We start from the raw sequence: 20235 nt of genomic DNA, 5'->3' as shown, positions 1-20235 counted from the left end.
GCGACTCTCCATCTGTTTCGGCCCGCTGACACCCGGCCGCCGGGCGCCATTTCTCTGTCCACCTCGTTAGTTCTCAGCGGGCAGGGCCATGGGCAACCATGGGTGCCGGTTCGGGGGATCAATTCGGAGGTTTCGCCATGTTCGGCAAAAAGAAAGGCGGCGGTTCGACCGCCCCCACCCGCCAGAAGGTCCTCGTCAGCACCCACCGGACCCAGGCCACGGGACCGACCCGCACCCCGACGCCGGACACCGGCACCCCGACGCCCAACGTGCCCGACACGCCAGGCACGCCCGGCACGGACGGCACCCCGTCGACGGCCCACCCCACCGGCCACACCACGACCACCCACCCCACCGGAGTCACCCCGCATCCCATCGGCGGCACCCCGAACACCACCACCACCGATCAGCCGACGACCGGCCAGGTCGCGACGCATCCGGCGCAGACCCAGCAGGCCATCACCCCGACCTTCAGACCGACCCCCATGCTCAGACGAGCCGTGCAACTTCCGGAACCGCCTTTTGCCGACAAGCTAAAAGCCGACAAGGCATTCATCACCCTGCAGTATTCGAGCTTCTACGACAATTCCGGCAGGCGCCGCGACGATTACGCGAACGCCCTGAGCAAGAACTACGTCGAAATGAGTTACTTCGACAGCCCCTACATGATGAATCCGTCCAAGCGCTCGGTAATGAACCCGTACATCGACCTTGAACGTCAGGGGCTCATCGGGCTCGAATCTCAGGATTCGCCGTGGCCCCAGGCGCTGGCCAGCGGCGACTACTTCCACTTCACCAACAACCGCAGAAACCCGTCCCCGCAGAACGGCGTGCGGCGGCGCATCGTCGTCAACGCCTGGTCCCAGGACTCCGCCCTGCAGGTCGCCGACGCCATGCTCACCCAGTTCGACGACCCCTCCGTCAGCCCCTTCATCTCCAAGTTCAAGGTGCTCATGAGCTTCAAGGCGATGGAGCCGGTCACCAAGGCCGACAAGATCGTCATCTACTACACCACCGACGCCACCGACCCGACCACCGACCGGGTGGGAGAGCAAATCGTCGACACGCTCACCGGCACCATCCCGGCGAACCATCTGGACGCCAGGCTGGCCCCCTTCTACTCGGTGATCACCCAAGGCATCGCCTGGGCCGACGAGGCGGGCGGCGCCAGCTTCACCACGCGGCGGGACGAGGTGATGCAGGAGGTCGTGGAGGAGAACCCGCGGCTCACCAGCGAGACCGCGTTCTACAACGCCGTCCTCGCGAAGTTCTCGCAGAAGAACGTGGACCCCTCCAACACCCACCAGTACGTCACCCAGCAGCTCAACGCCCCACCCGGCCCGCGCGCCCGCTAGCCACCTCGAACCGCCCGCCCCGGCCGCCCACCCGCCGCCACGGCGCGGTCCGGGTGGGCGTCGGGTTCCCGCCGACGGCATCGGCTCAGGCGGCGAGAGCGCCGATCTCGGCGACGCCCCGGATGCGGCCGTTCTCATTCCCGGCACGCCACACCAGAGCACACCGCAGGGCGTCGATGTCCCGGACGGGCACGTAGGCGATATCGGGCCGGCTCCGACAGCGCGTCATGTGGGCGGGGAAAAGGCTGACGGCCTCCCACGTGCCGGCCGGGGTGAGGATCCCCCCGGCGTTCCGTACCACGGGGCCCCGGCCGCGAGCGGCAGCCCCCGGACCGTCGACGTCGCCGGCGTCAGTCACCCTTTCGCCGTTTCGCCCGGGGTGCGGCAGACGCTGAGGGGCCCCTCTTCGTGATGCGGGACCGGCTCCCGCCGCGTGTCAGCGGCGGTGTCAGGACGGCGACGGCCCGATATCAGAGCGGGCGGCGACAGTAGTCCCCATGAACGGTTCAACGATCGCGGCCTCGGGGCTGCGAACTGGGCCACACCGAACTCACCCCCGACCCTCGTGTGTCGCTCATGGAAGCCCATGAACGACACGCCGGGACGGGTTTCGCAAGATCAAACACTGTATGCGAGGAGATTCATCATGGGACACGGCAACTTCTCCGAGACGGGGCTGCGCAGGCTGCGTGAGGTGCTGGCCCGGCATGTCGATTCCGGGAAGATCCCCGGGCTCGTCGCCCTGGTCGGTCGTGGTGACGAGACGCACGTCGAAGCGATCGGGACGATGCACCACGACGGTGGCGCGCCGATGGGCAGGGACACGATCTTCCGGATGGCCTCGACGTCCAAGCCGGTCTCGATCTCGGCGGCGATGGTCCTGCTGGACGAGTGCCGGCTGCGGCTGGATGACCCGGTGGAGCCGTGGCTGCCCGAGCTCGCCGACCGGCAGGTGCTGAAGCGGCTGGACGGCCCGCTGGACGACACCGTGCCGGCGCGCCGGCCGATCACCGTACGGGACCTGCTGACCTCCACGTTCGGGCTCGGCATGGACATGACGTCGCTGGGCACCCCGATCATGAACGCGGTCTTCGAGCAGGGGCTCACGCCCAATCTGCCGGTGCCGATGCCCGAGCCGGACGAGTGGATGCGCCGCCTCGGCACGCTGCCGCTGATGTACCAGCCCGGCGAGCGCTGGCAGTACCACATCAGCAACGACCTGCTCGGCGTGCTGGTGGCCAGGGTCACGGGCCAGTCGTTCGAAGAGTTCCTGCGGGAGCGCATCTTCGAGCCGCTGGGGATGAAGGACACCTCCTTCCACGTGCCCGCCGACCAGCTCGACCGGCTGCCGACCCTGTACGCCCCAGACCCGCAGACCGGCGAGTTCCTCGTGTGGGACGAGGCCAAGGGCGGACGGTGGAGCCAGCCTCCGACGTTCCAGGGCGGTGGCGGCGGGCTGGTCTCCACCGTCGACGACTACCACGCCTACTTCCGGATGCTGCTCAACGGCGGGCGGCACGGCGATCAGCGGATCCTGTCCCGGCCCGCCGTCGAGCTGATGACCACCAACCGCCTCACGCCCGAGCAGAACGCCGCCCGCAACGCCATGGCCCGCGACAACGTCCACATCTCCTTCGGCCAGGGGCAGCACGGCGGCTGGGGCTTCGGGATGGCGGTGCGCACCTATCGCGGCGACTACGCGCCGATCGGCCAGTTCGGCTGGGACGGCGGAAGCGGCACCTCGACCTACGCCGACCCGGCCAACCAGCTCACCGGAATCCTGCTCACCCAGGTCGGGGCGTCCGTTCCGAACTCGGCGCAGGTTTTCCACGACTTCTGGACCACGGTCTACCAGGCACTCGACAACTGACACCGACCCCGCGCCCGGTAGCCCCGCCCTCAACCCACATCACCCAGCGGTCCGCCCCCGCCGGCCGGACCGTCGACGTTCCCGCTCGTGCCCGGCCTCGGCCATGTCCGCCCGAGGCCGGGCACCGACTAGCGGATCCGAAGGAGCACACCACCATGTCCGTCACCCTTACCGACCAGGACAAGACCACCCTGCGCACCGCCGCGTACGGCACGCCGCTTGATGCATGAAGGTCTACGCCCGCACGCGGCCCGACCGCGGTGACGCCACCCGCGGCACCGCTGCCGACCGACCCCAAGCCTCCACGTCACGGCGTTGACGCGGATCGCTCGTCGTCGCGAAAGACACAGGGGTCAGCGACAACCGGGGGCGCACCTCCCGTCGGTCACCGGGCACCCGCTCGGATGATCCGCCGGTCAGTGGACGCTGATCGGATCGCCCACCCTGATCAGGCCCGGTTCGCGGGGGACGAGGCGGATGCCGAACCAGGTCTTGCCGTCCCACTTGCGGTGCCGGGCCAGTGTCCGCAGCGGCTCCTTGCCCGTCTCCTGGGTCTCCGGATCGATGGTCGTCACCGCGCAACGGTCGCAGATCTCCGAGACCCGGAAGGGCACGGCGCCGATCCGTACCTCCCGCCAGCGGTCCTCCGCGAACGCCTCCGCGCCGTCGATGATCACACTGGGGCGGAACCGTACCCGCGACAACCGCCCGGGCGGGTCCTCGCCGCGCACGGCCGCCTCCTCGGCCAGCCACCCGTCCAGGGCGAGCGCGGACGACTCCGAGATGAGCAGGAGCGGCGCGTCCCACGCGAAGCTCACCACCTCACCCGGCAGCCCGCCGTGCGCCGGATCGATCGACCGCCGCCCGGGGTCGTCCAGCCACACCAGCCTGGCCGGGCGTCCCAGCAACTCGCTGAACCAGGCGTGCGCGGCGTCGTCGGCGAGCACCGCCTTGTCCAGGCCGGAGAAGCCGACCGGCGTGGCCGCGCCCGCGGCGGGCGGCACGGTCAGGGGCTTCATCCCGCGTGCCGCGAGCCGCAGGCCGCCCTCGGCGGTGGCGTGCGCGGCGACGGACGCCAGCCGCGGGAACTCGCCCAGCCACAGGTTGTCGCCGCGCTCGTCGACGACCGCCCACCGCCGGTCCCCGTCCAGGCCCCAGGGGTGAACGATCGCCTCGGACAACGAGCAACCCTTACCCGATTTGAGCGGATAAATCAGGATTTGATCAAGGATCACGGACTATAGCTTATCCGGTTCAGTAACCGGCGTCATGGGGCAAACTCGCTCCCATCCCGAGGCGGTCGTACCCATGAGCCCGGGGTCCGTGTCGGCCAGGCGTTCTCCGATGCCGGCTGCGGCCCAGGAGCCGATGGTGGGGGCCTGCGCGCGGCCGGGGCGTTCGTGACGGTCACGCGGCGAGCGTCGCGCTCCCTACGCCGCCCCGGACGGTTCAGCGCCCTCCCCGATCCGGGACAGCCGGCAGGCGGGCGTCGTGATCGGCGTCCGTCGGGGGTCAGCCGCGCTCGGCCTCGTCCAGTGCGATCACGCGGTCCGCCGGCTCCGCGGTCCTGCCCTCGGTGACGAGGTTGCGCATTTCCTGCCGGACCGGTAAGCGAGTCGCTTGTGTCATGGGCGGGAGATTAGAGATCATCACCGACAAAGCGGCCGGTGCCGTTCCGGCCGTCCACAAGATCGAGTCGTGTTACAAAGGGCCGCGTGATTGACGACGTACTCCGTTCCATGGCCGAGAAGATCTCGGCCGCGGCGCCGCCGAAGTGGCGCAGGGCCGAATTGCGGGGGTTCGCGACCAGCGGCGGCGGGTCCGGCCACAGCGGCCTGACGTACGAGCCCGGCGCGGGCGGCGGCGACGTCGACCTGCACGCCGAGCTGAGCGCCGTGCACACGCTGGCCGCCCCGGCCGGCGATCACCTGACCGTCGAGCTGGTCGTCGAGGCCAAGGGGCGGTTCGAGGCAGTGGTCAGCGAGTCGCTGGAGCGCGCCCCCGGCGGCGGCTTCCTGTACGTGCTCGACCGGCACGCGCTGCCGGCCGAGCCGGCGACGTTCCAGCAGGGCCCGGCGGAGGCCACGCAGGCGGGGGACCCGCGGGAGGCGGTCGCCCTGCTCGGCGCCTACTTACGCGAGCGGGACCGGATCCTCGGACGCGACACCTACGCGCCGCCGCCCGCGCTCCCCGAGGCCCGCCGGGCCGAGCTCGCGGTGGGGCTCCCCGACGACCTGTCCGCCCTGTACGCGCACATCGACGGCGACGGCGGCGAAGGGCTGCTGGAGCGGCACCCCTGGTTCGGCCTCGAACTGCTGGTGAACCAGAGCCGCCCGGAGAACCGCTGGTGGGCCGCGGGGCGCGCCTGGCGTCACCACCTGCTCAGCCCGCTGATCACCAGCACCGGCCCGCGGCTGGCGGTGCGCCGGGCGTCGGACCATCCGGGCTGGATCCCGTTCGCCACCAGCACCGGCGGCGACTTCCTGGCCGTGGACCTCGCGCCGGGCCCCGGCGGGCGGCCCGGCCAGGTCATCCGCCTGGGCACCCACCACGACGACGGCCCGATCTACGTCGCCGACTCGGTGACCGCCCTGTTGCGGCGGCACGTCGCCGCGCTGCGGGCGGGCGGGTACCGGATCGAGCACGGCGAGCTGTGGATCGACGTCGAGCAGCCGGCGGAGGAGCCCCGCACGCTGACCGTCACCGGCCCCGACGCGGCCACCATGCGCGGCATGCGCCCGGGGATCGAAAAACTGTCGGTGCTCAACGCCCCCTTGGCCGACTTCCGGCCGCTGCGCGGGACGCCGACGCTGTGGCAGATCACCGTGGAGAACGTGCCGGGAGCGGACCTGGCCCCGCTCCGCGAGACGCCGGTGGAACTGCTCGACCTGGCCATGGACACGATCAACCTGTGGCCGCTGGCGGGCCACGCCGCGCTGCGCCTGCTGACGCTGCGTACGGAGAACCCCGTGGACCTGGGGCCGCTGCTGTCGTGCCCGCGCCTGTACGGGCTGGACCTGTCCCAGGCCGCGGTCGCCGACCTCGGCCTGCTGTCCGAGCTGAAGAACCTGCTCTACCTTCGCCTGCGCCGCGCGCAGTGGGAGGAGCTCTGGGAACGGTCCGGCCACCCGGCGGGGCTGGCGGCGGCCGGGCTGGCCGACGAGCCGCGCCGGGAGAGGGCCTGGTGGTGGTCGGTCGACAGGTCGTACCACGCCCAGGAGCCGTCGCTGGGGACGGCGGTCAAGTGGGCGGCCGACCTGGCCGGCAAGTCGGCGGACGTGCGGACCGTCACGGGCCGCTTCGCCCGCGGCGGGTCAGCCTCTCGTTGAGATCAGCTCCAGGGCGCGCTGGTACTGCTCGGTCGACGGCTGCCGGGTCCAGGTCATGCCGGCCAGGTTGTCCGAGAGCATGCGCGCCATGACCATGGACATGACGTCGGACGGCTGTGCGTGCGGCATCTGCGGGCGCATCGACCGATATTCGACGAGCACCCGGCCGTAGTCGTACATCAGCGTGTTCGTGAAGCGGCTGCGCTCGGCGTCGGCGCTCTCCAGCCCGGCCACGAACTCGGGCTCCGGCTCCTCGATCACGGCCTTGTAGGCGTCGAGCCGGTTGCGGATCTCGCCGGGGGCGGCGTGGCCGTGGGCGTCGTCGTACATGCGCGCCACGTGCCGCGGCAGCTCCACGAGCACGGTGAGCATGCCGTAGCCGCCGTCCTCGTCGCCGTAGCCGCCGACGCCGCCGTCCACGCCCTGGGCGTGCGTGGCGCTCATCATGGCGCTGGTGAAGTCGTACTTGTCCATGCCGTCGACCCGCCCGGCCAGCCAGTCGTCGTCGAGATGCAGGACGCCGCCGCTCTCGCTCTGCGCGGCGCGGTCGAGCAGGTGGCGCACGGCGGCGGCCGGGTCGGTGAGGGCCTGCGGGCCGAGCGCGGCGAACTGCTCGGTGAGCAGGAACAGCGAGATCACCATGGACGGGTCGTAGACGCGCAGCACGCCGGCCTCGCGGTGCAGGAAGACCGTGCTCTCCTCGTCGTACGCCTCAAGCCCGGCCATGAAGGCCCGCTCCCGCTCGTCGTCGAGGACGAGCTCCCAGGCCCACTTGCGTTCGACGTGGAACTTGTAGAAGTCCTCTCCTCTGAGCGGATCCCGGAACTTCCACCACAGAGCCACGCCGACGACCAGGACGACGACCACGCCCAATGCGATCCACATAGGGGTCCGTCTCTCTTTCACTCGGGTTTACGGATAGAAAGCCCGAATGTAGCGATGAAGATCCGTTCATCTCCCGGAAACAACCGGAACAGAGTGACGTGATCACGTTCGGTAGCTCGCCCTAGAAAACGTTACCTGAAGCGGCGCGCGACGAGCCCGCCACCGGAGCCCGCGCCCACGCTGTAACACCAGATTTATCCGGCCGACATCTTGCCCGATGCCGCCGGCGCGCTCTAGCTTCCATAGAGAACGTTTTCTATCCGCCCCTCCCACCCCCACGGAGAGGTGTCACATGACCCGCACCCAGCTGAAGGCCGCGACCGCGGCGATCCTCGCGACCTCCGTCACCCTGGCCGGCTGCGGCGGCGGGCCACCCGCCGCCGCGCCCCGCGGCAGTGGGCCGGTCACCATCACCTGGTGGTCGTGGGACGAGCTCAAGTACCTCGACCCGGTCGTCGCGAAGTTCAACGCCACCCACGATCGCATCAAGCTCAAGGTGGTCAAGCAGGCCGACAACCCGGGCACCGCGGCCAACCTGCGCAACGTCGTGGCCGCCGGGCAGGACGTGCCCTGCCTGGTCAAGAACTTCGGGGAGGTGCCCGGCCTGGCCGGCGAAGGGCTGCTGACCGACGTCACGGAGGCGTTCGAGCCGTACACCGCGAAGGGCCTCTACAACGCGGCGTCCTACGCCGGCGCCCAGGCCGGCGGCCGTTACTACGGCGTTCCCTCCGGGTTCGGCCCGTCGTTCATGATGATCAACCGCGCCGTCTACGACAAGCACGGCATCGCACCGCCCAGGACCTGGGACGAGCTGGTCGCGGCGGGCAAGCAGCTGAAGAAGCACGGCGTCTACGTGATGAACCTGGCCGGCGAGGACCCCTCCACGCTGGTCAACCTGGTCCAGCAGGCCGGCGGCAGCTGGTACCGGGCCGAGGGCGACACGTGGAAGGTGGACTTCCTGTCGCCCGAGTCGCTCAAGGCCGCGCAGGTCGTCCAGCAGCTGGTCGACAACGACCTGGCGGCGAACCAGACCTACCAGGACCGGCCCGCGCTCATCAGCTACTTCGACTCCGGCAAGATGGTCTCCCTGCCCACCTCCACCTGGCAGCTGGCCAACTACGAGCTCAACTACAAGAAGTCGCTCGGCGACTGGCAGCCGGTGGATCTGCCCCAGTTCGCGGACGCCGCGCAGTTCGTCACGCCCGCGCACGGCGGCGCGATCCTGGTGCCCAAGGGCTGCGCGCACGTGAAGGAGGCCGTCGAGGCCGGCGTCTGGATGGCGACCAGCAAGGACGCCGTCGACGCCTCCTACCAGCAGGACACCAAGCAGTACTCCTGGCCGGGCGCCGTCCCCGACCCGAGCCCCTGGATCGACTCCGCGGTGCCGGAGAAGCTGTTCGGCGCGCGGCGCGGCGAGGCCGAGCAGGTCATCCTCAAGGCGGTCAAGGCCGGCCGGGACCCGTGGACGGTCGGCCCCAACTACACCGGCGTGTTCGCCGAGCTCCAGGACCAGTGGGCGCGGATCGTCACCAAGAAGATCACGGTCCGCCAGGCGCTGGAGCACCTGCAGAAGTTCACGGTCGACGACCTGAAGGCCAAGAACATCAATGTCCAGGGCTGACGTCATGGCCGCGCCCCCGGCCCTGACCTGGCGGCGGATCGCGGCGATCAAGGGCGCGTCCTTCACCGTCCCGTTCTTCCTCGGGTTCGCGCTGTTCACGGCGGTGCCGATGGTCCTGGCGCTGCGCGAGAGCATGTACACGGCCAAGGGGTCGGGGCTCGGGTTCGGCGAGAAGACCGTCGAGTTCGCGGGGCTCGGCAACCTGCTCAAGGGCGCGGGCGACGAGCGGTTCTGGGCCGGGATGGGGCGCGTGGCGCTCTTCGCGGCGATCAGCATCCCGCTCATCCAGCTCGCCAGTGTCGCCCTGGCGCTGCTGCTCGACGCCGCCTCGCGGCGGGTGGCCGCCCGGTTCCGGCTGGCGCTGCTGATCCCGTACATGATCCCCGGGATCGTCGCGACGCTCATCTGGATCTACCTCTACAGCCCCGAGGTCGGCCCGCTGACGCCGTTCTTCGCGCTGTTCGGCGTGCCGGCGAACTTCTACGGCGGCGAGCTGATCTGGGTGTCGATCGGCAATCTCATGGCGTGGAGCGGCATCGGGTTCAACATGCTCATCGTGTACGCCGCCCTGCGGGCGGTCCCCCGGGAGATCTTCGAGGGCGCCCGGGTGGACGGGGCCTCCGAGCTGCGCATCGCCTGGTCGATCAAGGTGCCGCTGATCCGGCGCTCGCTGGTGCTGACCACCGTGCTCAGCATCATCGGCACGCTGCAGATCTTCAGCGACCCGCTGCTGTTCCGGTCGATGGCGCCGGAGACCGTCACCCGCGACTTCACGCCGATCATGGGCATCTACGACTGGGCCTTCGCGCAGGGCGACTTCCACTACGCCGCCGCCCTGTCGATCGTCCTGGCCCTCGTCGTCGGCCTGGCCTCGGCGATCTTCTACCGGTTCACGAACAAGGCGCCCACCTCATGACGACGACCACGCGCGGCAGGCGCACCAAGGCGATGGTGCTGTTCGGGCTGGCCGCCTTCACCGTGTACTCGGTCGCGCCCGTGTGGTGGCTGATCGTGGCCGCGACAAAGGGGCAGGGCGACCTGTACACCACCAACGGCCTGTGGTTCGCCGAGTTCCGGCTGCTGGACAACTTCAGGGAGCTGTTCACCTACCAGGACGGCATCTTCCTGACCTGGATGCGGAACACGCTGGTCTACAGCTTCGCCGGGACCGCCGGGATGACGCTGGTCTGCGTCGCCTGCGGCTACGGCCTGGCGATGTACCGCTTCCGCGGTCGCGGCGTGATGATGGGCTGCGTCATCGGCTCGTTCCTGGTGCCGCACGCCCTGCTCACCATCCCCTCCTTCCTGCTCTACTCGGACCTGCGGATGATCGACACCCCCTGGGCGATCATCGTGCCGAGCTTCTTCAGCGCCTTCTCCGTCTACCTGGCCAAGGTCTACGCCGAGGGCGCCATCCCGTACGAACTGCTGGAGGCGGCCCGGATCGACGGCGCGGGCGAGTACCGCATCTTCTTCGTCATCGGCGCCCGGCTGATGTCCACGGGCGCGGCGACGATCTTCCTGCTCGGCTTCGTCGGGTCCTGGAACTCCTTCTTCGGCCCTCTGGTCTACCTGCGCAGCCAGGACAAGTGGACGGTCATGCTCGGCCTCTACTCGTGGCTGAAGGTCAAGGTGGACAGCTCCGCGGACCTGACCGGGCTGGTCGTGGCCGGCTCGATCGTCTCGCTGATCCCCATGGTGGCCCTGATGGTGTCGATGCGGCGTTACTGGCGCTCAGGGGTCACCCTGGGCAGCCTGAAGTAGCGTCTGTCCTGCTGGAAAACGTTGTCTATACTCCAGCATCATGGCCAGGAGAGGCGAGAAGCGCCAGAACACGATCCGGGACGTCGCGGCACGCGCGGGCGTGTCGGTCTCCACGGTGTCCCGGGTGATGGCCGGAGACTACCCGGTGGCCCAGGCCACCAAGCAGCGGGTGCAGCGGGCGATCAAGGAGCTCAACTACGTCGCCAACACCCACGCCCGCGCGCTGGTGGCGGGCAGCACCCAGACGGTGGCGTTCATCGTCAACGACGTGCGCGGGCCCGCCTTCGCCGCCGCCGTGCACGGGGCCGAGCAGGAGGCCGCGCGCCGCGGACGGCTGTGCCTGGTGTGCGCCACCGAGGGCGATCCCGCGCGGGAGCTGGCCGCCGTGCACCTGATGCGCGAGCAGCGCGCGTCGGCGGTGATCCTGATCGGCGGGGCGATCGACGACGACGCCTACCGGGCGCGCATGGCCCAGATCGCGCACTCGCTCGACGCGGCCGGATCACGGCTGGTCCTGTGCGGGCGGCCGCCGCTCGGTGACGGCATCCCCGCCACGGTCGTCGAGTACGACAACGAGCCGGGCGCCTACGCGGCCACCGCCCACCTGCTGTCGCGGGGGCACCGGCGGATCCTGTTCCTCGGCGGGGAGCCGGCCTTCACCACGACCGCGGGCCGGCTCTCGGGATACCGGCGGGCGCTGGAGGACAACGGCGTGCCCGTCGATCCCGAGCTGATCGTGACGCAGGTGGAGTTCACGCGGGCGTCCGGTCACGAGCACACGCGCCGGCTGCTGAGCTCGGGGCCGCCGTTCACCGCGATCTTCGCCGAGACGGACGTCGTGGCGGGCGGCGCGATGGCCGCGATCTTCGAGGCGGGGCTGAGCGTGCCCGAGGACGTCTCGCTCGTGGGCTACGACGACATACCGCTGGCGACGGATCTGCGGCCGCAGCTAACGACCGTACGCGTGCCGTACGAGGAGCTGGGCCGCAGTGCCGTGCGCCTGGCGCTGGAGCTGCGGGAGGGGCGGGCGAGCAGCGGCTCTGAGCAGCACGCCGTGTTCGGCACCCACGTCGTGGTGCGCAAATCCGTCATGTCGCCCGCCCGCGACGGGGTCAGGCCCAGGCCGTGACCGCCGTGAAGGAGCTGTCGTCGCGGAACCCGGCCGTCCCGTCGTAGGCGTCCACCCAGAGCTCGAAGCCGCGGTGCCGCAGGAAGCGGCCGGGGTAGTTGCTCGATTCGAGCCGCACCGAGCCGCTCGCGGTGCCCGGGACGGCGTAGAAGGTGACGTCGCCCTTGAACAGCGCCGTGCCGTCGTCCGCGCCCAGGCGGGCCCGCCATCCGGAGTGGCGCAGGTACCGGCCGTCGGCGGCGCGCAGGGAGTAGCCGTTCGGCGCGGCGAGCCCCGCCACGATCGTGAAGGTGGCGTCCTGGCGGGTCTGGGCGTCGCTGGAGGCGCTCACCTCGTGCAGGTAGCCGAGGTCGTTCTGGTGCCTGACGAAGCGCGCGGGGTAGTTCGCCGAGCGCAGCGACCTGGTCGTCCCCGTCGGTAAGGAGGCGCTGCCGGGGACCCTGGCGTGCGTGAGCGTGCCGAACCCGAGCTGGTCGAAGCCGCCGCTGTTGGGCCCGTAGTCGCCGCCGCCGCCCTCCGGCCGCACCTTGGCGACGAACGCCGCCGAGTACGGCATGGCCAGGCTGCGCCTGACCGCGTAGTGGTGGTAGACGGTCTCCCAGACGGGCCGCAGCTCGCCGCGGCTCGCCGAGGAGATCGCGGTGTGCGTCTGCTGGGCGCAGTTCTGGCCGGTGCCCCAGGTGTAGGCGGTGAACGGGACGTCCTCGCCGAGGTTGTACCTGGCGATGTACTCGCACGCCTTGGCGAACCGGTTGTCGTCGTAGCCGTACAGGTCGATGCCCTGGTTCCAGGCCATCTCGCAGAAGGCGCCCAGCTGACCGACGCCCATCATGGTGTGGCCCTGGTCGCGGCCGCTCTCCTGCCACTGCGCGAGCCCGCCGCTGTGCAGGAACGGGATGGCGTGCGTGATCGAGCCGTTGCCCGCGCCCGTCCTGAAGTACGTGACGGCCCGGTCGATGAGATCCTGGCGGTCGCAGAGCACGCCGATGGCCAGGATCGAGTTCATGTTGCACAGATCCCAGTTGGCCCAGTAGTTGGTGATGCAGGCGTCGTTGTGGTTGGTCAGGAAGCTCTCGTTGAGCGGGTGGAAGACGTTGAGCATCATCCGCTGGAAGCGGGCCAGGTCGAAGCCGCCGTAACCGCGCATGATCTCGGCGACGTTGGCGAACTGGTAGCCGTAGATGCCCGCGGCGAGGAACCGGTCGGCGTTGCCTGTGACGGTGGTGAGAGTGCCTGACCAGGCGTTGAGGATGTCGCGGGCCTTGTCGCCGTGCGCGGTGCCGCCGCTGACCTTCCAGCGCAGCGCGTTCTGGTAGGCGGCGTGGATGTCGTTGTAGAGGATGCCGTAGTTCTGGCCGTCGCCGCCGCGGATGATCGTCGCCTGCGGGTTGGGCGTCCAGGTGCTCTGGGAGTGGGAGTTGGCCACGAGCCGGTCCCAGCCGGCCTTCCACGGCTGGGCTCCGGCGTTGACCATGGACCGCATGCGGTCGAAGTCGGCCTGCGTGTGCAGCAGGCCGGGATGGCTGGCCGCGGCGGCGGGTTCGGCGTGGCCCAGCAGGGCCGCGCCGGCACCGGCGGCCAGCCCGGCCTTGAGCACGGTCTTGAGGGCGCCGCGACGGGTGACGGCGGGGGTGCGTGCGGACATGACCTCTCCTTAGGGGGGTGTGGGGGTCACAGGTTCGCGAGCGCGACGCGCAGCCGCTCGGCCGCCGCGTCGATCTGGTCCTGGCCGGTCGGGCCGGAGCGGGCGTGCTCCAGCGCGGCGGTCAGCTCGGGGGTGCGCAGGCTCGGGTCGACGGCCTCGGCCTCCTCGATCAGCAGGTCGAGCAGGGTACGGTCGTCGATTCTGGACAGGAACTCGATCTCGGCCACGTTGGTGTTGCCCGACGGAAAGGCCAGGCGCAGCCACGGGTAGGCCGCCGCCCGCTGGAGCGGGACGGAGTACCACCGCGCCGTGTCGACCCCGCTGACCGTGTGCAGGTCGGTCCAGGTCGCACCGCCGTCGGCGGATCCCCTGAACACGGCGCCGTTGAGCCGCGTGACGTGCGTGCTGCGCGGGTGGTAGCGGATCGCGTCCGGCGCCACCGCCGCCGGCAGGCGCACGTCGATCCAGCCCGCCGCGGTGGTGGTGTCGGTGGCGGTGGCCAGGTCGCCGTCGAAGGCGCGCCAGCCGTTCTCGGCCTTGGTGCCGCCGCCTCCCGGCCAGAGCTCGGTGGACGCCTCCACCATGGACGGCTCCACGGCCACCTTCCGCAGCAGCGTGCCGACCGGCACGAGCTGCTCGACGGCGGCGTAGATCCGGTCGATCAGCGCGTCCTCGTCGCCGCCCGCCTTCGCCTCGGCGATCGCCCTGGTCAGCAGGTAGTAGCTGCCCTTGGTGTAGTCGGCCGCGGGCAGCTTCTCCGTCTCGGCGATCACCGTGGCGAGCGGTTCGGCCGTCGCCATCAGCAGGCCCGGCCCCGGCCGCTCGGCGCCGTCCGCGCCGATCGCCGCGACGCGGTAGAAGCGGGTGCCGTGCCGCAGCGGCTCGTCGGTGAAGTCGAAGGCCAGCGCGCTCGACAGCACCGGGCGCCAGGCGGCGGCCGCGCCGTCCTTCCGGTAGACGGTGAACCGGGTGGCGGTGTCCGGCTTGCTCCAGCGCAGCGTCACCCGGTCCCTGTCCCGCTCCACCCGGGCGTACAGCGTCCCCTCGCGGTCGGGCGACACCGTGACGTGGGTGAACGTGGCCGCCGTGGCCGCCGCGACGCCGGCGTACACGCCTTCGGGGAAGGGGGTGAACAGCTCCGCCACATACGACCACGACCGGCCGTCCTTGCTCGCCCAGGCCCGCACGATCTGGGCGTCGGCGTCCCGTACGAGCTTGACGAACGGATATTCGGCCGCGGTGTATCCCTGGATCCCGGCGTCGATCGGGCTGCGCCGGTCGTCCTGCCAGTCGTGCCGGGAGTCGCGGGTGCGGTTGCGCAGGACGAGCCTGCCAGAGGCGTCCGCGCCGAAGTAGATGTAGCGGGCGTCGGCCCGGAGCAGCACGCCGCTGGCCGGGCCCCGGGCCTGCTCGATCCGCGCGCTGACCGACCCGCTGCCGGTGAGCACCTCGTTCGAGAACAGCAGGGTGTCCTGGATGTCGCGCTTGTCCACGTAGTAGTCGTCGCCTTCGCCGAGGCCCTTGCCGTTGCCCCCGGTGAGCTCGACGCGCCGCTCGTCCGCCCTGACCCGGCCCGCGATCTCGCCGACGCGGTCCACCGGAGCGGCGGGCGGCTGGACGGCCTGCGAGGCCCAGCCGGAGCCCTGGCGGTTCACCCCGGTCACCGTGTACGCGCCGCCCTGCCTGCCGGCCTCGAACGTCGTGCCGCGCACCCCGGTGGCGACCACCTTGCCGTCGCGCCTGATCGTGTACGACTCGGCCCCGGCGGCGGCCTTCCACGTGAGGGTGACGCCGTCGCGGTCGCGCAGCGCCTGGACGAAGTCCACGTGGTGCGGCCTGTCCGTCGACACCGGCCGCTCGGTCACGGCGCCGTCCAGGCTCAGCACCATCGCGGTCTCCGGCGCCACGCTCACCGAGCCCTTGGCCACCCGCCGGCCCGAGACCAGGTCCACCGCGTCGCCGGGGACGTCCAGGGAGAACGACCGCTTGTTGCCGTAGTCGTCCCGGGTGGTGTTGAAGGCGAACACGTAGTTCCCGTAGCGGGCGGTCAGGAAGTCCGCGTATCCGGAGTAGGGGGTGTCGAACTCGTAGTTCTCCCGCCGCACGGTACCGACGCCCGGTTGGTAGGCCGCGGGCAGGATCTCACCGGCCAGGGCCTGCGGCAGGCCGCCGTCGCCCGTCTGCTGGTCCTCCATGAAGTCGACGTCGATGTTGTCCATCCGCAGGTTGTAGTCGCGGTAGGTGAACTGCGTGTCCGTGGCGATCTGCACCACGTTGTGGTGGTCCTTGGCCAGGACGTGCAGCCGCCCGTTGCCGGCGACGCCGCGCTGCCGTTCGAACAGCGAGCCGAAGATCCGCGTGTCGCCGTCGCGGACGGAGACGAACATGTCGTCCACGTCCGCGAACGCGAACCGCTCGTAGCGGGCCGGGTCGACGCCCAGGGCGGCCAGCTCCTGGGGCGTGTACGCGGTGAAGTCCGTCTGCGGGAGCACGGCCCCGGCCGCCGGGCGGGCGCGCAGGTAGGCGTAGGTCTCGGGCAGCCACATGTCGTACTTCCGCTTCGCCTCCACGGAGGAGAACGTGTTGAAGTACTGGTTGTCGGCGATCTGCTGCTGGACGAACCCGGCCGCCTCGTTCGCGTAGCCCCGGTACGGCTCCCACTCCGCGCCCGCGTAGCGCTCGGCGTGCTCGTACATGTGCTTGTCCAGCGTGACGTACTCCATCGTGCGGCCCTCGGTGTTGCGCAGGGCGTAGGCGGGCCAGCCCGGGTAGGCCGCGTTGCGCTCGTCGACGGCCATCTCGGCCAGGGACACCCGCTTGCCGCCGTCGTCCGTGCCGGTGTAGCGGGTGAAGCCGCGGGCGTGCAGGTTCTTCAGCGCCAGCTTGAGGATCTCGTCGTTGAGCTTCTCGTCGCCCTTGTGCCCCCAGGTGCGGAAGAAGTACTCGGGCAGGTAGTTGGTGGCCTCACCGTAGTTGGCGACGAAGGTGTTCTCCCTGGTCAGACCGGCCTTGGTGATGCCCGTGTAGTGCTCGCCGTACGGCAGGCGGCGCACCACCCTCCCATCCGCGCCGAGCTTGCTCCTGGCCAGGCCCTTGCCGACGATCTGGACGAAGTCGTCGGTGAAGCGGGCGGTGGTGTCGTGGTAGAAGAGCGAGTGGTAGAGGTCCAGGTCCTTGCCGTCGGGCCCCACCAGCACCTCCTCGCCGAGGAAGGGCTCGACGCCGAGCGCCTCCAGCAGGATCCGGTGGCTCCTGGCCTTGCCCTCGTAGAAGCGCGACCCGATCACCCGCAGGCCCTCGTGCGCCTCCCACGCGCCCTCGTAGGTGTACATCACCTGGTTGTAGATGTACGACAGGCGTGCCCGGGCGAAGTCGAAGTTGGCCTTCAGCACCCGCTCGTACGCCTCCCGCCGGGACAGCTCCCCGCCGTCCCAGTCGACGCCCTTGAGCGAGGTCGGCCCGTCCTGCGTGCCGGTGACGAAGGGCTCGTCGAGGAACGCCTCGAACTCCCGCGTGCCGTACGCCTCGGGGATCAGGTTCTCCACGATGTACAGCGCCTCGCCCAGAGCCCCGTAGTAGCCGCCCCAGTCGCCCTGGTGACCGCCCCTCAGCAGCAGCCGGGTGTCGGCGTAGTAGTCCTTCACGTGGTTGTCGATCGCCTTGAACAGGCGTCCCAGCGCCGCTTTCCTGAGCTCGGGCGTGTTCGCCGGCACCCACGGCTCCACCAGCGCGGAGGCGTAGAAGCGCAGGTCGTCCTGGTAGCGGACGATCGACAACTTGGCTCCCGGCGCGGCGTCGAGCTGCGCGCTGTACTGGTTGAACAGGTCGATCTGGCTCTTGCGGTAGCGGTCGACCATCGCCTGCTTCTCGGCGTCGCCCGGTCCGGGCGCGGGCGTGGTGTCCGGCGTGACCGCTCCCTGCTTCTCGCCGGAGACGTCCAGGTACGCGGTGGTGTGCGTGTAGGCCCGGTAGTAGCCGCGCGAGTCGGCGGTCACGGGCTGGCTGAACCCGGCGTCGTACGTCCTGACCGTCATCTCCACGACCTTCCGGCCGCGCGTGTGGCCGAGCGGCAGCATGATCGTGTTGTAGTAGAACCGGCCGGGCAGCGCCTTGCTCGAACCGAGGTTGATCGCCTCGTAGTCGCCCGAGCGCCGGTAGCCGATCTGCTCGCCGTTGATGTAGGCGATCGTCTTGTAGGGCGAGGCGTCGCTCCCCCAGAACTTCAGCGTGAAGTAGTTCTGCGCGACCGGATCGACCGCGACCGTGAACCGCAGCTCACCGGCCTTGACCGTGGGCGGGGCGGTCGGCTTGGCCACTCTGGCGGGCTCCCCCAGCGCCCCCTCCACCACCGCGGTGGAGGCCGCCTGCAGCGCGTGCGCGCTCTCTGACTGGGTGTCGCCGAACGTGACCACGTCCACGTATCCGGCGGGCAAGGGGGCGGCCGCCGCGGGGGAAGCGGCGAGAAAGGGCAGCAGCAGGATCGCGGCGAGCGGGCCGCCTAACCGGTGCCGTATGCGCATGGCGGATCGATCTCCTGATAGAAAACGTTCTCCCCGGAGATTAGGCCGAAGTGAGAGGCCCGACAAGAACCAGTTACCTAGGCGTTACACGGCCACTCGCCCCTAGCCACGCATTTTCCCAGCTCAGTGGCGTGATTGATGACCAAGCCCGAGGGAATGCGCTTTCCCCTCTTGTCGACCCGCTGGTACGCGTTTACGCTGAGCGCACTCGGATAGGCACCGTTAACTATCTCTGCTGGCTCAGAACGTCCAGAACTGGTGCGCGTTCTCCTTGGTCGCCAGCTTGACCGGGATCGCCACCGTCTTCGCGATGGTCTGGCCCTCGGCCGCCTTGATGGCGTCCTGCACCGCCTGCCAGCCCATCAGCCGCGGCTGCTGGGCTACCGTGGCGGCCATGGTGCCCGCCCGCACCGCCTTGATCCCGTCGGGAGTGCCGTCGAACCCGACGACCTTGACCTGGGTGCCCGCCTTCGGCCCCAGCGCCTGGATCGCGCCCAGCGCCATCTCGTCGTTCTCCGCGAACACCCCGGCGAGGCCGGGATGTGAGCGCAGCAGGCCCGTCATGGCGGTCAGGCCCTTGTCCCGGTCGTAGTCGGCCCGCTGCGCGGCCACGACCTTGATCTTCGGGTACGCCGCGATGCCCTGGGTGAAGCCCTTGCTGCGGTCGCGGGAGCCGGAGGCGCCGGCGAGGCCGCGGAGCACGACCACGTCGCCCTTCCCGCCGAGCTGCCTGGCCAGCTCCTGTGCGCCGAGCCTGCCTCCGGCCACGTTGTCCGAGGCCAGGTTCTGCGTCACGGCGGCGCCGTTGATGACGCGGTCGGCCGCGATCACCGGGATGCCGGCCAGACCGGCCGCTCTGATCTCCACGTCGAGCGCGCGGGAGTCGACCGAGTTGATGATGACCGCTTTCACCTTCTGGGTGGTGAAGCCGTGGATCTGCGTCGCCTGCCGGGTGGCGTCGTTCTGGGCGTCGGCGACGGTCAGCTTGACCCCGAAACGCTGCGCCGCCGCCTCCGCCCCGTCGCGGAACTGGACGAAGTAGGGGTTGTCCATCGTCGAGACCGACAGGCCGATCCTGATGTCCCCCAGGTCGTCACCGCTGGCGGGCGCACCGCAGGCGGCCACTCCCAGCGCGAAACCGGCTATGACGAACGCGAGTCTTCGCATGATCTTCTTCTCGTTGGGGTTCTGCCCCGCTGCGAAAGGGCGCCGACGCAAGCGACGGGCGCGTCATCCACGCGCCCATGGCCGCCTGGCCGCTGCACTGAGACCGGACGGCACGAAACCGCTGGTCAGAGTGTATGTGATGGTCTTCACGTTTGCCGAACCCGAATTGTGAGCCCCGCGGTGGCACGGCCCTCAGGAGTCTCAGCGGCCCCACCCGGACAGCACCAGGTCCACGAATTTCGCCGGATGCTCCACATGCAGGAAATGCCCGGCCTCCGGCCAGACGACGGTGGCTGAGCCCGGATGCCCGGGCAGGCTCGCCTCCCACCGCGCGGCCTCCGGCACATTGTGCACGGCGAGCACCGGACAGGACCGTCTGGACAGATACCGCTCCGACTCCCGGCGCACCCCGAACGCGCCGGGCACGGTGTACATCCCGGCGTAGCACTCGGCCAGCACGTGGCCGGGCGTGGCCAGCAGCTGCCCGGTGATCGGCGCGGGCAGCGGCCCGAGCTGCCGCAGCGCGGCGGCCACGCCGTCGGCGCGCAGGGCCGCCAGGCGCCCCGGGATCAGCCGTTCCTCCTCCTCGTCGGCGCCGTAGGCGGGGGCCACGACGACCAGCCCGCCGACCAGCTCCGGATGCTCGACCGCCAGCGCGGTGACCACCTGGGCGCCCATGGAGTGGCCGATGGCCAGCACCGGCTCATCCAGGAGCGGCACCAGGTCACGGGCCAGGTCGACGGGCCGGTACCCGGTCGCCGGGACCGGGGACCGGCCGTGGCCGCGCAGGTCGGGGGCGATCACCCGGCGTCCCCCGAAGTCCAGGGCGCGCCACGGCCGGTGGTCGCCGCCCCAGCCGTGCACCAGGAGCAGCGGTGGGCCGTCGTGGCCCCAGGTCTCGACGTGCAACCTCATGGAGTGCCCGGAAAGGTGGTGCCGAGGAGACTCCT

14 protein-coding genes are annotated in these 20235 nt (G+C 70.4%); 7 read left to right on the top strand and 7 right to left on the bottom strand.

Annotation, left to right across the window (positions count from 1 at the left end; translation table 11 throughout):
• Nucleotides 1-137 precede the first annotated feature (137 nt).
• On the top strand, nt 138-1355 hold the full coding sequence (locus ABZS69_RS08760) for a T3SS effector HopA1 family protein (protein WP_355368738.1): 1218 nt from the start codon (nt 138-140) through the stop codon (nt 1353-1355).
• A gap of 85 nt (nt 1356-1440) precedes the next feature.
• Here the strand turns inward: ABZS69_RS08760 and ABZS69_RS08755 are convergent, their stop codons facing one another.
• A complete protein-coding gene (locus tag ABZS69_RS08755; protein ID WP_355368736.1) occupies nt 1441-1584 on the bottom strand; it encodes a hypothetical protein in 144 nt (47 codons plus the stop codon).
• Between the two features lie 417 nt (nt 1585-2001).
• Here ABZS69_RS08755 and ABZS69_RS08750 point away from each other — a divergent pair, with 417 nt between their 5' ends.
• A complete protein-coding gene (locus ABZS69_RS08750) occupies nt 2002-3225 on the top strand; it encodes a serine hydrolase domain-containing protein (protein WP_355368734.1) in 1224 nt (407 codons plus the stop codon).
• A 416-nt stretch (nt 3226-3641) separates the two neighbouring features.
• Here the strand turns inward: ABZS69_RS08750 and ABZS69_RS08745 are convergent, their stop codons facing one another.
• The gene (locus tag ABZS69_RS08745; protein WP_355368732.1) at nt 3642-4460 is read right to left on the bottom strand and encodes an MOSC N-terminal beta barrel domain-containing protein; all 819 of its coding nucleotides are present in this window, start codon (nt 4458-4460) and stop codon (nt 3642-3644) included.
• A gap of 480 nt (nt 4461-4940) precedes the next feature.
• Here ABZS69_RS08745 and ABZS69_RS08740 point away from each other — a divergent pair, with 480 nt between their 5' ends.
• Entirely contained in the window at nt 4941-6554 is a 1614-nt protein-coding gene (locus ABZS69_RS08740; RefSeq protein WP_355368730.1) for an SMI1/KNR4 family protein, read from the top strand.
• On the opposite strand, the gene ABZS69_RS08735 is transcribed toward ABZS69_RS08740, so the two are convergent.
• A complete protein-coding gene (locus ABZS69_RS08735; RefSeq protein ID WP_355368728.1) occupies nt 6540-7439 on the bottom strand; it encodes a hypothetical protein in 900 nt (299 codons plus the stop codon). The two genes, ABZS69_RS08740 and ABZS69_RS08735, sit on opposite strands and share 15 nt — an antisense overlap.
• Before the next feature lie 292 nt (nt 7440-7731).
• On the opposite strand from ABZS69_RS08735, the gene ABZS69_RS08730 reads away from it, so the two are divergent.
• The 4 genes from ABZS69_RS08730 to ABZS69_RS08715 are packed head-to-tail and all read left to right on the top strand — an operon-like array spanning nt 7732 to nt 11953.
• Complete coding sequence (locus ABZS69_RS08730; RefSeq protein WP_355368726.1) at nt 7732-9060, top strand: extracellular solute-binding protein; 1329 nt, start codon at nt 7732-7734, stop codon at nt 9058-9060.
• Complete coding sequence (locus ABZS69_RS08725; protein ID WP_355368724.1) at nt 9047-9976, top strand: sugar ABC transporter permease; 930 nt, start codon at nt 9047-9049, stop codon at nt 9974-9976. The genes ABZS69_RS08730 and ABZS69_RS08725 overlap by 14 nt, the downstream gene beginning before the upstream one ends.
• Nucleotides 9973-10824 (top strand): carbohydrate ABC transporter permease, encoded by an 852-nt coding sequence (locus ABZS69_RS08720; protein WP_355368722.1) that lies wholly within the window; start codon nt 9973-9975, stop codon nt 10822-10824. The genes ABZS69_RS08725 and ABZS69_RS08720 overlap by 4 nt, the downstream gene beginning before the upstream one ends.
• A 40-nt stretch (nt 10825-10864) precedes the next feature.
• A complete protein-coding gene (locus ABZS69_RS08715; protein ID WP_355368720.1) occupies nt 10865-11953 on the top strand; it encodes a LacI family DNA-binding transcriptional regulator in 1089 nt (362 codons plus the stop codon).
• On the opposite strand, the gene ABZS69_RS08710 is transcribed toward ABZS69_RS08715, so the two are convergent.
• From ABZS69_RS08710 to ABZS69_RS08695, 4 genes are all read right to left on the bottom strand, one after another.
• Nucleotides 11937-13598, bottom strand: a complete 1662-nt coding sequence (locus ABZS69_RS08710; RefSeq protein WP_355368718.1) for an AbfB domain-containing protein — start codon at nt 13596-13598, stop codon at nt 11937-11939. The genes ABZS69_RS08715 and ABZS69_RS08710 overlap by 17 nt on opposite strands.
• A gap of 26 nt (nt 13599-13624) precedes the next feature.
• Nucleotides 13625-18118, bottom strand: coding sequence for a hypothetical protein (locus ABZS69_RS08705; protein WP_355368716.1), 4494 nt, complete (start codon nt 18116-18118; stop codon nt 13625-13627).
• Between the two features lie 240 nt (nt 18119-18358).
• Nucleotides 18359-19285: a substrate-binding domain-containing protein gene (locus tag ABZS69_RS08700; protein WP_355368714.1), complete on the bottom strand. Its 927-nt coding sequence runs from the start codon at nt 19283-19285 to the stop codon at nt 18359-18361.
• A 201-nt stretch (nt 19286-19486) separates the two neighbouring features.
• Nucleotides 19487-20200 (bottom strand): alpha/beta hydrolase, encoded by a 714-nt coding sequence (locus ABZS69_RS08695; RefSeq protein ID WP_355368712.1) that lies wholly within the window; start codon nt 20198-20200, stop codon nt 19487-19489.
• Nucleotides 20201-20235 lie beyond the last annotated feature (35 nt).

Source organism: Nonomuraea sp. NPDC005650 (assembly GCF_040605375.1).
In the GTDB taxonomy this organism is placed as follows: Bacteria; Actinomycetota; Actinomycetes; order Streptosporangiales; family Streptosporangiaceae; genus Nonomuraea.
Note: the sequence above shows the minus strand (reverse complement) of the source record. Positions and strands in the feature narration are given on the sequence as shown.

Bases quoted from the DNA above. Each gene is read 5' to 3' on its own strand.
- ABZS69_RS08750 (WP_355368734.1), top strand. From the start codon at position 2,002: ATGGGACACGGCAACTTCTCCGAGACGGGGCTGCGCAGGCTGCGTGAG.
- ABZS69_RS08735 (WP_355368728.1), bottom strand. From the start codon at position 7,439: ATGTGGATCGCATTGGGCGTGGTCGTCGTCCTGGTCGTCGGCGTGGCT.
- ABZS69_RS08710 (WP_355368718.1), bottom strand. From the start codon at position 13,598: ATGTCCGCACGCACCCCCGCCGTCACCCGTCGCGGCGCCCTCAAGACC.
- ABZS69_RS08760 (WP_355368738.1), top strand. From the start codon at position 138: ATGTTCGGCAAAAAGAAAGGCGGCGGTTCGACCGCCCCCACCCGCCAG.
- ABZS69_RS08715 (WP_355368720.1), top strand. From the start codon at position 10,865: ATGGCCAGGAGAGGCGAGAAGCGCCAGAACACGATCCGGGACGTCGCG.
- ABZS69_RS08755 (WP_355368736.1), bottom strand. From the start codon at position 1,584: ATGACGCGCTGTCGGAGCCGGCCCGATATCGCCTACGTGCCCGTCCGG.
- ABZS69_RS08700 (WP_355368714.1), bottom strand. From the start codon at position 19,285: ATGCGAAGACTCGCGTTCGTCATAGCCGGTTTCGCGCTGGGAGTGGCC.
- ABZS69_RS08695 (WP_355368712.1), bottom strand. From the start codon at position 20,200: ATGAGGTTGCACGTCGAGACCTGGGGCCACGACGGCCCACCGCTGCTC.
- ABZS69_RS08730 (WP_355368726.1), top strand. From the start codon at position 7,732: ATGACCCGCACCCAGCTGAAGGCCGCGACCGCGGCGATCCTCGCGACC.
- ABZS69_RS08725 (WP_355368724.1), top strand. From the start codon at position 9,047: ATGTCCAGGGCTGACGTCATGGCCGCGCCCCCGGCCCTGACCTGGCGG.
- ABZS69_RS08705 (WP_355368716.1), bottom strand. From the start codon at position 18,118: ATGCGCATACGGCACCGGTTAGGCGGCCCGCTCGCCGCGATCCTGCTG.
- ABZS69_RS08720 (WP_355368722.1), top strand. From the start codon at position 9,973: ATGACGACGACCACGCGCGGCAGGCGCACCAAGGCGATGGTGCTGTTC.